Annotated in this window: 13 protein-coding genes; 4 read left to right on the top strand and 9 right to left on the bottom strand. The window is 67.4% G+C overall.

Annotation, left to right across the window (positions count from 1 at the left end):
• Nucleotides 1-43: 43 nt before the first annotated feature.
• Both HQ308_RS23085 and HQ308_RS16575 read right to left on the bottom strand, forming a co-directional pair.
• On the bottom strand, nucleotides 44-133 hold the full coding sequence (locus tag HQ308_RS23085) for an Ms4533A family Cys-rich leader peptide (RefSeq protein WP_321163718.1): 90 nt from the start codon (nucleotides 131-133) through the stop codon (nucleotides 44-46).
• 117 nt (nucleotides 134-250) lie between these two features.
• Nucleotides 251-490: a hypothetical protein gene (locus HQ308_RS16575; protein WP_037185709.1), complete on the bottom strand. Its 240-nt coding sequence runs from the start codon at nucleotides 488-490 to the stop codon at nucleotides 251-253.
• A gap of 67 nt (nucleotides 491-557) precedes the next feature.
• Here HQ308_RS16575 and HQ308_RS16570 point away from each other — a divergent pair, with 67 nt between their 5' ends.
• The gene (locus tag HQ308_RS16570; protein WP_222630386.1) at nucleotides 558-2,606 is read left to right on the top strand and encodes a glycoside hydrolase family 15 protein; all 2,049 of its coding nucleotides are present in this window, start codon (nucleotides 558-560) and stop codon (nucleotides 2,604-2,606) included.
• 3 nt (nucleotides 2,607-2,609) lie between these two features.
• Here HQ308_RS16570 and HQ308_RS16565 read toward each other — a convergent pair whose 3' ends face one another.
• The 3 genes from HQ308_RS16565 to HQ308_RS16555 form a co-directional block, all read right to left on the bottom strand.
• Nucleotides 2,610-3,302: a TetR/AcrR family transcriptional regulator gene (locus HQ308_RS16565; protein WP_051613349.1), complete on the bottom strand. Its 693-nt coding sequence runs from the start codon at nucleotides 3,300-3,302 to the stop codon at nucleotides 2,610-2,612.
• 28 nt (nucleotides 3,303-3,330) lie between these two features.
• Nucleotides 3,331-5,217 (bottom strand): translation elongation factor 4, encoded by a 1,887-nt coding sequence (gene lepA, locus HQ308_RS16560; protein ID WP_308115798.1) that lies wholly within the window; start codon nucleotides 5,215-5,217, stop codon nucleotides 3,331-3,333.
• A gap of 102 nt (nucleotides 5,218-5,319) precedes the next feature.
• Entirely contained in the window at nucleotides 5,320-6,324 is a 1,005-nt protein-coding gene (locus tag HQ308_RS16555; RefSeq protein WP_051613348.1) for an iron-siderophore ABC transporter substrate-binding protein, read from the bottom strand.
• Nucleotides 6,325-6,453: 129 nt separating this feature from the next.
• On the opposite strand from HQ308_RS16555, the gene HQ308_RS16550 reads away from it, so the two are divergent.
• Nucleotides 6,454-7,035, top strand: a complete 582-nt coding sequence (locus tag HQ308_RS16550) for a type II toxin-antitoxin system PemK/MazF family toxin (RefSeq protein WP_222647217.1) — start codon at nucleotides 6,454-6,456, stop codon at nucleotides 7,033-7,035.
• Between the two features lie 7 nt (nucleotides 7,036-7,042).
• On the opposite strand, the gene HQ308_RS22985 is transcribed toward HQ308_RS16550, so the two are convergent.
• Complete coding sequence (locus HQ308_RS22985; RefSeq protein WP_222647215.1) at nucleotides 7,043-7,462, bottom strand: hypothetical protein; 420 nt, start codon at nucleotides 7,460-7,462, stop codon at nucleotides 7,043-7,045.
• 191 nt (nucleotides 7,463-7,653) lie between these two features.
• Here HQ308_RS22985 and HQ308_RS22980 point away from each other — a divergent pair, with 191 nt between their 5' ends.
• Entirely contained in the window at nucleotides 7,654-9,087 is a 1,434-nt protein-coding gene (locus HQ308_RS22980; protein ID WP_222647214.1) for an ATP-binding protein, read from the top strand.
• Here the strand turns inward: HQ308_RS22980 and HQ308_RS16535 are convergent.
• The 3 genes from HQ308_RS16535 to HQ308_RS16525 are packed head-to-tail and all read right to left on the bottom strand — an operon-like array spanning nucleotide 9,071 to nucleotide 12,545.
• Nucleotides 9,071-9,901, bottom strand: coding sequence for a transglutaminase family protein (locus HQ308_RS16535; protein WP_081821251.1), 831 nt, complete (start codon nucleotides 9,899-9,901; stop codon nucleotides 9,071-9,073). The two genes, HQ308_RS22980 and HQ308_RS16535, sit on opposite strands and share 17 nt — an antisense overlap.
• An 8-nt stretch (nucleotides 9,902-9,909) precedes the next feature.
• Nucleotides 9,910-10,881, bottom strand: coding sequence for an alpha-E domain-containing protein (locus HQ308_RS16530; protein WP_027505702.1), 972 nt, complete (start codon nucleotides 10,879-10,881; stop codon nucleotides 9,910-9,912).
• Nucleotides 10,881-12,545: a circularly permuted type 2 ATP-grasp protein gene (locus tag HQ308_RS16525; RefSeq protein WP_197027785.1), complete on the bottom strand. Its 1,665-nt coding sequence runs from the start codon at nucleotides 12,543-12,545 to the stop codon at nucleotides 10,881-10,883. The genes HQ308_RS16530 and HQ308_RS16525 overlap by 1 nt, the downstream gene beginning before the upstream one ends.
• A 266-nt stretch (nucleotides 12,546-12,811) precedes the next feature.
• Between HQ308_RS16525 and rpsT the strand changes: the two genes are divergently transcribed.
• Nucleotides 12,812-13,072 carry a 30S ribosomal protein S20 gene (gene rpsT / locus HQ308_RS16520; protein WP_027505700.1) on the top strand — a complete coding sequence of 87 codons (261 nt, stop codon included), beginning with the start codon at nucleotides 12,812-12,814 and terminating at the stop codon, nucleotides 13,070-13,072.
• Nucleotides 13,073-13,119 lie beyond the last annotated feature (47 nt).

The following is a 13,119-nucleotide window of genomic DNA, read 5'->3' as shown; positions in this document are numbered from 1 at the left end:
CGAGCGGAACGCGCCGGAATCGGTGAGGGCGCGCCGTGTGGGGTCAGCGACAGTCGACGTCAGCGACCGCGAGCATGCCGACAGCGATCAGCGCCAGTTCATGGCGGATCGGGTGCGGGGCTGCGTCGGACACAGCCGAGAATTTAGCAGAAAGTCGGAGAGAGCCTGCTACCGAGTCAACAGCCACGCGACGATCACCAGCACGATCAGCGCGATGAGGGCCAGGGTCACACGGGAGCGGGGCACGGTGTCACTTCTCTCGGGGGTCGGAGTTGCCGGTGGTCACGGCTGCGGGATCCCGGTCGGCGGGCGTCCGGCGGAAGTAGCGCCGCCTGGCATCGAAGAGCGCAGACAACACGATGTCGACGACGTACGCGGTGAGTGCCGCTGCCGGCACGACCACCAGCAGGACGACGGCGACCTGGGGCACGAACGGCAACCCGGCGATCCAGAGTTCGACTCCGTCCCACCACGTGGCCACTGCGTTCACACCTCACGACAGTAGTCCCTCGCTCTCCGCGGTGGACTGGGGCGCCGGACGGCTTCATGATGGGCGGATGAGCCCGTTCGACGAACAGTCCGTGGTCCCCCGCGTCGCCAGCGCGGGGGAAGCCGTCTTCGGCCCCGGCGCGGCCGAGCCGGCCGAGGAGGGCGGCGCGCTCGACACCGTTCCCGGCACGGCCCAGACCTGGCTGCCGCATCGCACGACGTTTCCGCCGATCGACGACTACGCCTTCCTGTCGGACTGCGAGACCACGTGTCTGATCGCTCGCAACGGTGCGGTGGAGTGGATGTGCATTCCGCGACCGGACTCCCCCAGCATCTTCGGAGCGGTGCTCGATCGCGGTGCCGGGCAGTTCCGCATCGGCCCCTACGGTCAGAACGTGCCCGCGGCGCGGCGCTATCTCCCGGGCGGTCTGATCGTCGAGACCACGTGGCAGACCGAGACCGGATGGTTGGTGGTCCGCGACGCTCTGGTGATGGGCAAGTGGCACAACACGGACGAGCGCTCCCGCACGCACCGCCGGGCCCCGTCCGACTGGGACGCCGAGCACTGCCTCATCCGCAGCGTGAAGTGCGTCAGTGGAACGGTCGAGCTCGAGATGAGTTGTGAGCCCGCGTTCGACTACCACCGCAAGCCTGCCGTGTGGGAGTACACCGGCAACGTCTACGAGGAGGCGACGGCCACCGCCACGGCGGGCGACGGCACCGAACCCACCCTCAAGTTGACCACCAATCTGCGCATCGGCCTCGAGGGGCGAGAGGCCCGCGCCCGGACTCGGATGACGGAGGGCGACAACGTCTTCGTCGCGCTGTCGTGGTCGACGCTCGATCCTCCCCGCACCTTCGAGGAGTCAGCCGAGAAGATGTGGCAGACGGCGGAGTGCTGGCGCCAGTGGATCACCATCGGCCGCTTTCCCGACCATCCGTGGCGCGGGTTCCTGCAGCGCAGCGCGCTCACCCTCAAGGGTCTCACGTACGCACCGACCGGCGCGCTGCTCGCCGCGAGCACCACGTCGTTGCCGGAGACGCCGGGCGGAGAGCGGAACTGGGACTACCGGTACGCCTGGGTACGCGACTCCACCTTCGCCCTGTGGGGTCTGTACACGCTCGGCCTCGATCGCGAGGCCAACGACTTCTTCGCCTTCATCTCCGACGTGACGTCGGGCCCGGACGGCGAACCCGTTCCGCTGCAGGTGATGTACGGCATCGGCGGCGAACGCACGCTCGAGGAGGAGGAGCTCGGACACCTGTCCGGGTACGACGGAGCCGTCCCTGTGCGCATCGGTAACGGTGCCTACAACCAGGTGCAGCACGACATCTGGGGCACGATGCTCGATTCCGTCTACCTGCACGTGCGCTCGCGGGAGAATGTTCCGGAGTCGCTGTGGCCCTTGCTGAAGCGTCAGGTGGAGGAAGCGATCGAGCACTGGCGCGAGCCCGACCGGGGCATCTGGGAGGTACGTGGGGAACCGCAGCACTTCACGTCGTCCAAGGTGATGTGCTGGGTGGCGCTCGACCGCGGAGCGAAACTTGCTGTGCTGCACGGCGAGAAGGCGTACGCCGAGGAATGGTCGAGCATCGCCGACGAGATCAAGGCCGACGTTCTCGAGCACGGCGTCGACTCGCGCGGAGTCTTCACCCAGCGATACGGCGACGACTCACTCGACGCCTCGTTGCTGCTGGTGCCGCTCCTGCGGTTCCTGCCGTCGGACGACGAGCGCGTCCGGGCGACGGTGCTCGCCATCGCCGACGAGCTCACCGAGGACGGCCTGGTACTGCGCTACCGCGTCGACACCACGGACGACGGGCTCTCCGGCGAGGAGGGCACCTTCACCATCTGCTCGTTCTGGTTGGTGTCCGCACTGGTCGAGATCGGCGAACTTCACCGCGCGAAGCGACTGTGCGAACGGCTGCTCGGGTTCGCGAGCCCGCTGAAGCTCTACGCGGAGGAGATCGACGCGAAGACGGGCCGGCACCTGGGCAACTTCCCGCAGGCGTTCACCCACCTCGCGCTGATCAATGCCGTGGTGCACGTCATCCGGGCGGAGGAGGCAGCGCAGGCCGGGCAGTTCCAGCCCGCCCACGGCCATGCGCACTCGTGACGGTCAGTCGAGTCGGAGGGCGTTGACCCACAGGCGTGTCGCCGCGTGCACCAGCTGATCCGACGACCACGTCGGCGGCTCGCCGAGGGACGGCTCCACCACGAAATGGGTGAACGCCAGCCGGGAGATCATGCCCGACAACGCGAGTGATGCGACGACGGGATCCACGCCGCTGTCGGCCAGGCCTCGTCGCTGGAGACCGGCGATGCTGCGCGCGTTGCGACGGACGAACGCGTCGGCACGGTTGCGTCGGAGCCGCCGGAACCGGATGTCGATGGCCGCCACCTGTTCGAGCAGTTCCATCAGCTTCGCGTTGCGTTCGTACGCCTCGAAGTACGCGCGCGTGCTCGCCTCGATGACGGCGACCGGATCACCGTCGTCCGGCACGTGTTCGGTACCGGGGTGCATCATGTCGTCCTGCGACACCTCGAGCACCGCCGCGAAGATCTCTTCCTTGCTCGCGAAGTAGGTGTAGAACGTGCCGGACGAGCAGCGAGCCTCGGCGGTGATGTCCACCAGACGGGCGTCGAGGTACCCGGCACGCTCGAACACCACCCGCGCCGCCGCGACGAGCGCAGCGCGCGTGCGCACTCCGCGCGGCGTCGCCGGCGGAGTACGGAGCAGGTCCGCGTCGGCCAGCGACGGCGGATCGTCGTCGGCGGCGGACCCGGTGCCGGCCGGCGGGGTCCTGGTCATGGGTGTCCCCGCGGGAGCGACCGCGGACCTACTTCTTCTTGTCCGCGGACGCGTCGGTGGACAGGGCGGCGACGAACGCCTCCTGTGGCACGTCGACACGACCGATGGTCTTCATCCGCTTCTTGCCGGCCTTCTGCTTCTCGAGCAGTTTGCGCTTACGGCTGATGTCACCGCCGTAGCACTTCGCCAGGACATCCTTGCGGATCGCACGGATGTTCTCGCGCGCGATGATCTTCGACCCGATCGCCGCCTGGATCGGGATCTCGTACTGCTGGCGCGGGATCAGGTTTTTGAGTCGGGTGGTCATCTTGTTGCCGTAGGCACCGGCCGCGTCGGCGTGCACGATGGCCGAGAACGCGTCGACGGCCTCTCCCTGCAGCAGGATGTCCACCTTCACCAGGTTGGCCGACTCCTCGCCGATCTCCTCGTAGTCGAGGCTCGCGTAGCCGCGGGTGCGTGACTTGAGGATGTCGAAGAAGTCGAAGATGATCTCGGCCATCGGGATGGTGTAGCGCAGCTCGACGCGGGTCTCCGACAGGTAGTCCATGCCGCCGAGCTCACCGCGGCGGCTCTGGCACAGCTCCATGATGGACCCGATGAACTCGCTCGGCGAGATGATGGTGCACTTGACCATCGGCTCGAACACCGCGCGCGCCTTGCCTTCCGGCCAGTACGACGGGTTGGTGACGATGTGCTCGGCGCCGTCGTTCATCTCCACCCGGTACACGACGTTGGGCGAGGTCGAGATCAGGTCGAGCCCGAACTCGCGCTCGAGGCGCTCGCGGGTGATCTCCATGTGCAGCAGACCGAGGAATCCGCAGCGGAACCCGAACCCGAGAGCGACGGACGTCTCCGGTTCGTAGGTGAGGGCGGCGTCGTTGAGCTGCAACTTCTCGAGGGCGTCGCGCAGATCGGGGTAATCGGACCCGTCCACCGGGTAGAGACCCGAGTAGACCATCGGCCGTGGCTCGCGGTATCCGGTGAGCGCTTCGGTCGCGCCGTTGCGGGCGCTGGTGACGGTGTCTCCCACCTTCGACTGACGCACGTCCTTGACGCCGGTGATGAGATAGCCCACCTCACCGACGCCGAGGCCCTTCGTCGCCTTGGGGTCCGGCGAGACGATGCCCACCTCGACGAGCTCGTGCGTCGAACCGGTCGACATCATGGTGACCTTCTCGCGCGGCAGGATCTTGCCGTCCACCACACGCACGTACGTCACCACGCCGCGGTACGCGTCGTAGACGGAGTCGAAGATCATGGCGCGTGCGGGGCCGTCGGCGTCGCCGACGGGCGCCGGCACCAGACGGACCACCTCGTCGAGCAATGCCTCGACGCCCATGCCGGTCTTGCCCGAGACGCGCAGCACGTCGTCCGCCTCGCAGCCGACGATGTGGGCGATCTCCGCGGCGTAGCGGTCGGGGTCGGCCGCAGGCAGGTCGATCTTGTTCAGCACCGGAATGATCGTCAGATCCTTCTCGAGTGCCAGGTAGAGGTTGGCGAGCGTCTGCGCCTCGATGCCCTGTGCAGCGTCGACGAGGAGCACGGCACCCTCGCACGCCTCGAGTGCACGCGACACCTCGTAGGTGAAGTCGACGTGCCCGGGGGTGTCGATCAGGTGCAGGACGTGCTCGGTGTCCCCCACCTTCCACGGCAGGCGGACGTTCTGCGCCTTGATGGTGATGCCTCGCTCACGCTCGATGTCCATGCGATCGAGGTACTGCGCGCGCATCGACCGGTCGTCGATGACACCGGTGAGCTGCAGCATGCGGTCGGCCAGCGTCGACTTGCCATGGTCGATGTGGGCGATGATGCAGAAGTTACGGATCCTGGTGGGATCCGTGAACGTCGTGTCCGCAAAATTGGTGATGGGGTACTCCTGACGAGACGGCCGTGGTGACGTAGAGAATATCTGCACGTCACCACGGCCGGGGTCCCGGGCAGGCCGGAGGCCGGTCGTGCAGGTGGGGCGGGCAGGCCGGAGGCCGGTCGTGCAGGTGGGGCGGGCAGGCCGGAGGGGTCAGGCGGGGGCCGTGGTGGTGGCCGCTCCGGCACCCGCGAGGGTGCTCTCGAATGCCGGTACGAGCGAGTCGAGCAGGTACGGCAGGCTCAGCGGCGAGGTGAAGTAGATGGCGCCGGCCGTGATCGCGTCGGTGAAGACGAGCCTGTTCTCCCGCACCTCCTGCAACGACGAGTAGACCGGGTCGGCCTCGAGGGTCGCGCGGTCCTCCGGGGACTCGGTGGCCCAGAGCAGCACGTCGGCGGTGTCGAGCACGGAGAGGTTCTCCAACGGGATGTACGCCTGGGCGTCCTCCTCCTGGACGAAGGCATCGAGCTCGGACGGGATCTCGAACCCGAGCGAGGTGAGGAAGTCGGTGCTCAGACCGTCCTGATAGGCGATGGCGTTGCCGTCGTAGATCGCGTTCTGCAGGAGGACGGCCTTCTTCCCCGCGAACTCGGGGTGGGCCTCGGCGGCCTCTCGGTACCGGGTGCGGACGTTCTCGACGAGCGCCTCCGCCTCGTCGGGCTTGCCGAGCGCGGCTCCGATGGTGCGGGTCTGCTGATCCCACGGCTCGAAGTAGGGGGAATCGACGTCGCTGTGGGCGATGGTCGGGGCGATGGCGCTCAACCGGGTGTAGTCGTCCTGCGTCATGCCGGCGTTGGTGCCGATGATGAGGTCGGGTTCGAGGGCGGTGACCTTCTCGAACTGGATGCCGTCGTCCTGGGTGAGCACCTCGGGCCGGGCGTCACCCAGCAGATCGTGAGCCCAGGGCCACGTCGCGTCCGGCTGCTCTCCGTACCACTCCGTGACACCGACGGGAACGACGCCGAGAGCCAGCAGGGTGTCCTGCTCGGTCAGTCCGACCGAGACCACACGCTGCGGATCGGCCGGCACGACGGTCTCGCCGTAGGCGTGAGTCACGGTCACCGACCCCTCGGTCGATCCGCTCTCGGTGTCGGACGAGCACGCCGACACCAGCGCCAGGACACTCAGTCCGACGGCCACCACCGTGCGGTAACCCACACGTCCGACACTTCCACGCCTCACGACAACCCTCTTTCACATCGGGAATCTCCCGAAATCGGACTTAGGGTAGCCGAACCTCACTCACGGTGGTGAGCTACGTCCTCGGGTCTCGGTAGCCTGGTCGGCATGGCAACTCTGGCGTCGATCGGCAAGAAACTGGGACGACTCGCAGTGGCGGAAGGCCCGCGCCTGTTCCGGCAGCTGCAGCGGTCCGGCGCCCTCGACAAGGTGGCGCAGTCGTTGGGTTCACGCATCGGCGCGTCCGGTGCCGGTGACACGTCACCCACCGGAGCACCGTCGGGACGGCCCGTGACGTCGACCTCGGTTCCCACCGCCATGCGCGCACGGCGCATCGAGTACTCCCCCGCGCTGGACGGCGCCGCGGACCCGGGCGAGGTCGTGTGGACGTGGGTGGCCTACGAGGAGGATCCGTCGCAGGGCAAGGATCGACCGGTGCTCGTGGTCGGCCGCGACGGTTCCACTCTGCTCGGCCTCATGCTCTCGAGTCAGAGCAAGCACGACGGCGACCGTGACTGGCTCGGCCTCGGCGGCGGGCCGTGGGACGCGCAAGGACGCCCGAGTTGGGTCCGTCTCGATCGCGTGCTCGACGTTCCCGAGGGCGGGATCCGACGAGAGGGAGCCGTCCTCCCCCGTGATCGTTTCGACCTGGTGGCACAGCGCCTGCGCTCCGACTTCTCCTGGCACTGAACTCGGATCACAGTCGATCGACGGCGTTCTTGGCCTCGAGCAGCGACAACCCGGTCCGCTCGCGGAGCAACTTGATCGCGGCGATCGCCTGTCCCTCGTTCTTCAGTGCCGTGAGGCGTGGAACGAGGTCGTCCCACTGCACCGGGCCCGGCGTGAGGGACTCACCGCGTTCGAGGGACTCGACCGCCACCTTCGCGTCGCGCAGTCCGGCGCCAGTTCGTTCCCGATAGACCTTGATCGCCTGAATCTTCTTGTCGGCGGCCAGCAGTCGATGAATCTCGGCGCGAGCACCGTCGTCCAACCCGACCGTTCCGACCTCGCCGGAGGTCGTGGGCCTGCCGGATGCGGCGCGTCCGAGAAGTCGGAACGCGAGAACGGCGGCGACGAGAACGATCAGGGCGACGAGGAACCATCCGGTGGCCGACATGGTCTCCAGTGAATCACCAACGCCCGGACGCCGCGAGGGCCGGAACCGCGGCCGGCTCTGGCGCACATCCATGCCGCGGTGCTACCGTGACCGTGCGGATGTGATTCTCCGCCCCCCTCTTCCCCTTTCTCACGGGCGCCACATCCTGCGTCACATTCCTTCGAACCATCCGCACTGGTAGTGCGTTCACTGTGACCCTCACGCATTTCCCGGACTCCCTCGACATCGTCAGCGGAGCCCTGTCCCATCTCTCCCATCGCGCCCGGGCACTCGACACCGGTCCGCTCGACGAGCCTGCGCTGCACATCTTCTCGCACCTGGCGGCGCCTCCGGATGCGGTGATCTCGCATCGCCGCTCACTCCCCGCCTATCAGGCCGCGACCCTCGTCCTCGCCGTCGAGGCCTATGCCGATGACCGCCCGGAGGAGTCGACATCATGTGCGGCACAACGGTGGTCGTCGGTTCGTGGCCACGAGCGGTACCGCGACGATCTCGTCGCCATGCTGAGTTCCTGCCGTCGCGGTGGCAGTTGTCGCGGCGCACCGGTCGAGTACCGGTCGGTGGACGTCGGTCCCGCGTCTACGATGTCCGTCCCGGTGTTCGGGCTGCTCGACACCCACTCCCCCGGCGGGATCGCCGTGGCGGTCGCGCTCCATATCCCCGACCCGGCCCACCAGGCTCCACTCCAGATCGAGGTGCTGTCCGGCGATCGAGACGCCGGTGCGAGCACGCTGGACGCCCTCCTCTCGCTCATGACCGACCACGACGTCATGCGCGGGCAGGTCCTGGCCCTGGGAGGGGGCGGTGGACGGGGCAACGGCCTCGTCGGCTTCCTCCCCAGACCGGCCATCGCGGCGGAGGATCTGATCCTTCCCGACGGCACCCTCGAGGCGATGACTCGCCATCTCGTCACCGTCGGGTCCTCGGCAGCACGACTACGTGAAGCGGGCCAACACGTGGGTCGCGGCATACTCCTGTACGGCCCACCCGGAACCGGCAAGACCCACACGGTCCGCCACCTGCTCGGACTCGTGCCGGACAGCACGGTCATCGTGCTCACCGGGTCCGCGATGCGCCACATCGCCGAGGCCACCACCCTTGCACGCCGCCTGAGCCCGTCGGTCGTGGTGGTCGAGGACGTCGATCTCATCGCCCGGGAGCGCGAGGAAACAGGTGTGAACTCGCTCCTGTTCGCCTTGCTCGATGCGATGGACGGCATGGACGGCGACGCGGACGTCACGTTCGTCTTGACCACCAACAGACCGGACTCCATCGAAAGAGCGGTCCGGGACCGGCCCGGCCGTATCGACCTCGCGGTCGAGATCCCGTTGCCCGACACCCGCGGTCGCGAACGGTTGGCACGGCTCTACCTGTCGGCCGTGGACGTGGCAGCCGATCTCACACCGCTGGTGGAGGCGACCGAGGGTGGAACGGCCTCGTACGTCCGAGAACTCGTGCGCCGCACCGTGGTGGCCGCGATCGAACGCGACGACCATGGCGCCGACGGGCACACGACGGTGATCACCGACGACGACGTCGCCGCGGTGCTCACCGCCTGCGTGGACGAGCGTCAGAGACTGACGCGCTCGCTGTTGGGCGGATCGGGCGTCAGGCCAGCCGGGTGATCTCCACGACGACGTCGAGTTCCGTGGACCCGCCACCGGAGAAGATTCCCTTGAGGGGTGGCACGTCGGCGTAGTCGCGTCCGATTCCCACCGAGACGTGCTGTTCGTTCACCGGCACACCGTTGGTCGGGTCGTAGCCCCACCACGATCCGGTCCACGCCTCGATCCACGCGTGTGACTGACCCTCGACCGAATCACCGACCACCGCTTCGGCATTCGGGTGCAGGTAGCCCGAGACGTAACGGGCAGGAATGCCGATACTGCGGAGCAACACCAGCGTGAGGTGTGCGTAGTCCTGGCAGACGCCCTTCTTCTCGGCCCACGCCTCCACCGCGGACGTGTGCACCCCGGTGGTGCCGGGAACGTACGACATCTCCTGGTTCACCCAGTCGCAGACGGCCACCACGGCGTCGTAGGGCCCCAGATCCTTCGCCAACTTCTTCGCGACGGACGTCAGCTGACGGTTCCGAGGGACGTAGGTGCTGTGGCCGAGCAGTTCGTTGAACCTGTCCACCACGGGGTCTGCGGCCAGGTCCTCCCAGTCGAGGGTCTCCTCCGGCGGGACGAACGCGTCCGTCTCGACGACGGAGGACCCGGCCACCTCGAGGGACGTGTGCGGAGCGTGCAGATCGAACGCCGTGACCGCGGTGCCCCAGTAGTCGGTGTACCGGTACGACCTCGTCGCCGGATCGGTCTCGACACGGTTCAGAATGACGTTCTGCCGGTTGTCGCTCCGCGGCGTCAGTCGCGCCTCGTTGTACGAGGACGTGACCGGTGCGTCGTAGTTGTACCCCGTGGTGTGCACGACGCGCATCCGCCAGCTCACAGTTCACCCTCCAATTGTGCTTCGTCCGTTCGGCTTCCGGCGTCCGTCCAGGCGACCCAGGGCGCTGCGTGGAAGTACTGCTTGGAGATCGCCTCACCCACCTCGCGGCAGGTCTCCTGCAACGACATCAGACGGTCCTGCAGGTCCTCCAGCAGAACACCCGGCTGCAGGAACTCGAGTTCACTGCGAGCGCGGCCGAGAAGTCGCTGCGCCTCGGCACGGGATCCGACGCGCATGTCGGGGTGATGGTCGAGGCTGTCGAGCGAGTGTTCGGCCTCGCTCAGTGCGTAGAACACCGAGCGCGGGAACAGCCGGTCGAGGAGCATGAACTCCAGGACGCGTTGAGCGTCGAGAGCGCCACGGTAGGTACGCAGATACGTGTCGTGTGCACCGGCCGACCGCAGCACCGTGACCCACGCCGGCGACGACGGTCGGTCGCCGGCACGGGCGAGCAGCAGGCGGACGGTCATGTCGATGCGTTCCACGGAGCGACCGAGCAGCAGGAACCGGTAGCCGTCGTCGCGGCTGAGCGTCGAGTCGGCGAGCCCGGCGAACATCGCGGCGCGCTCCTCGATGAACCCCAGGAACTCGTGGGGGCCCAGACGCTTCGACGCTCGAATGCGTTCACCCAGTGCGTTGTACGTCGTGTTGAGACATTCCCACATCTCGCTCGAGGTGACCTCGCGTGCGCCGCGAGCGTTCTCGCGGGCGCTCGACAACGAGTCGACGATGGAGCCGTTGCCCTCGCGGGAAAACGCGACGAGTTCCGTCAACGACCACACGTCCAGGCGCTCGTCGGGGAGCTCGAACCCCAACACCCGCAGCAACACTCGGGAGGTGTGGTCGGGATCGACGGTCGCGTCCTCGAGCAGCTGGTGCACCGTGACGTCGAGGATGCGCGCGGTGTCGTCGGCGCGTTCGACGTAGCGGCCGATCCAGTACAGCGATTCGGCGTTACGAGCCAACATCAGCGGGCACCGTCCTTCGGGGAGTGGGTCAGCTGTTGCTGCTGCTGTTGAATCTGCTGGCTGTTGAGCTCGGGGCCCTGCTCCGCGGTGGGTGACGACGGGGGTTCGGACACGATCTCCGCCCCGCCGAGCTCACGCTCGTCCTCCTTGGTGGCGCGGCCGGCCAGCACCCACGTGTCCTTGCTGCCGCCGCCCTGGCTCGAGTTGACCACCAGGGAGCCTTCGGGCAACGCCACGCGGGTCAGACCGCCGGGCAGCACCCACACGTCGTCGCCGTCGTTCACGGCGAAGGGCCGCAGGTCGACGTGCCGCGGTGCGAGCTGGTCACCGATCTTGGTGGGCACCGTCGACAGTTGCACCACCGGCTGCGCGATCCATCCGCGCGGATCGGCCCGGATCTTCTTGCTGATCGTGGCCAGTTCCTTGGGCGACGCGTCCGGACCGAACACGATGCCGTATCCGCCGGAGCCCTCGACGGGCTTGATCACCAATTCGTCGACACGGTCGAGCACCTCCTCGCACTCGTCCGGCAGCCAGCACCGGTACGTGTCGACATTGGCCAGGAGCGGCTTCTCGCCGAGGTAGTACTCGATGATGGTCGGCACGTACGTGTAGGTGAGCTTGTCGTCGCCGACACCGTTGCCGATGGCGCTGGAGATGACGACGTTGCCGGCACGTGCAGCGTTGACCAGCCCGGCCACACCGAGAACGGAGTCGGGTCGGAACTGCATGGGGTCGAGGTAATCGTCGTCGATGCGGCGGTAGATCACGTCGACCTGGCGCTCGCCCTCGGTGGTGCGCATGTAGACGACGTTGTCGCGGCAGAAGAGGTCGCGGCCCTCGACCAGCTCGACGCCCATCAGCCGGGCGAGGAGGGAGTGCTCGAAGTACGCAGAGTTCGCGACGCCGGGTGTGAGGACGACGACGGTGGGGTCCGCCTCGTTGATCGCGGCAGCGGCACGCAGGGCGCGCAGCAGGTGCGTGGCGTAGTCACCGACCGCACGCACCCGGTGGCTGGCGAACAGGTCGGGGAACACGCGCGCCATGGTGCGGCGGTTCTCCATCACGTACGAGACCCCCGACGGCGAGCGCAGGTTGTCCTCGAGGACACGGAACGTGCCCTCGGCGTCACGGATCAGGTCGATACCGGCGACGTGGATGCGCACACCATTGGGCGGCACGATGCCGAACGCCTCGCGGTGGAAGTGTTCGCACGACGTCACCAGAGACTTCGGGACCACGCCGTCGCGCAGGATCTCCTGCTCCCCGTAGATGTCCGCCAGGAAGAACTCGAGTGCCTTGACCCGCTGCTTGATCCCGCGCTCGAGCTTGTTCCACTCGGACGCCGCGATGACCCGGGGCACCTGGTCGAGAGGGAACGGACGCTCCTGACCCTCGAGTGCGAACGTGATGCCCTGATCGACGAAGGCGCGGCCGAGGGCGTCCGAGCGGGCGTCCAGTTCCGCGGCGTCCGACGGCGCGAGCGCCTTGTGGATTCCCTTGTACGGTCCACGCAGCCCGCCGTCGCCGTCGAACATCTCGTCGAACGCCAGTCCGTACTTCCCGATGTCCCGGTAACCGTCGAAGACGCTCGGCCCGGACGAGGACTGCGACTGCGAACGGCTCTTCTTCGCCTGTGGTGCAGCGCTTGATCGGGGACTCATGGTCGCCATGCTGCCTCACAGGTACCCCTGGAGCACGGTGGACACGTTAATTCCATGCAACCTCACGAGTCACGTGCACACCGACTCCCTGCAGCGAGATCACCGAATTGGGTTACCGGACCGACGCTGGTAGTCTCGTACGTCGGACGTGGGCACGCTCGTGCGCACCCACCGTCACCAGCTTTCACAAGCACTGCACGTACGGCTCGAGAGTGTTCCCCGGAGTCAGCCGTCCCGGACCGAGAAGAGACGAAGGATAATTACGCGTGGCCAACATCAAGTCCCAGGTGAAGCGAATCGCTACAAACGAGCGTCAGCGCCTGCGCAACCAGTCGGTGAAGTCGTCGCTCCGCACCGTGATTCGCTCCTTCCGTGAGGCGACCGAAGCCGGCGACAAGGCCAAGGCCGAGGAGATCCTGCTGACTGCGAGCCGCAAGCTCGACAAGGCAGCCAGCAAGGGCGTCATCCACAAGAACCAGGCTGCCAACAAGAAGTCGGCACTGTCGCTGGCCTTCAACAAGCTCTGATCTCTCCCGAGCCCTCGCGGCTCCTCTCGAGAGTCCCTGTGCAGTTC

Source organism: Rhodococcus sp. BP-241 (genome assembly GCF_019836145.1).
Lineage (GTDB): Bacteria > Actinomycetota > Actinomycetes > Mycobacteriales > Mycobacteriaceae > Rhodococcoides.
Note: the sequence above shows the minus strand (reverse complement) of the source record. Positions and strands in the feature narration are given on the sequence as shown.

Excerpts from the sequence above, each read along its gene's own strand:
- HQ308_RS16570 (WP_222630386.1), top strand. The coding sequence starts at position 558 with ATGAGCCCGTTCGACGAACAGTCCGTGGTCCCCCGCGTCGCCAGCGCG.
- HQ308_RS16565 (WP_051613349.1), bottom strand. The coding sequence starts at position 3,302 with ATGACCAGGACCCCGCCGGCCGGCACCGGGTCCGCCGCCGACGACGAT.
- HQ308_RS16550 (WP_222647217.1), top strand. The coding sequence starts at position 6,454 with ATGGCAACTCTGGCGTCGATCGGCAAGAAACTGGGACGACTCGCAGTG.
- HQ308_RS22985 (WP_222647215.1), bottom strand. The coding sequence starts at position 7,462 with ATGTCGGCCACCGGATGGTTCCTCGTCGCCCTGATCGTTCTCGTCGCC.
- HQ308_RS16535 (WP_081821251.1), bottom strand. The coding sequence starts at position 9,901 with ATGCGCGTCGTGCACACCACGGGGTACAACTACGACGCACCGGTCACG.
- HQ308_RS16530 (WP_027505702.1), bottom strand. The coding sequence starts at position 10,881 with ATGTTGGCTCGTAACGCCGAATCGCTGTACTGGATCGGCCGCTACGTC.
- HQ308_RS16525 (WP_197027785.1), bottom strand. The coding sequence starts at position 12,545 with ATGAGTCCCCGATCAAGCGCTGCACCACAGGCGAAGAAGAGCCGTTCG.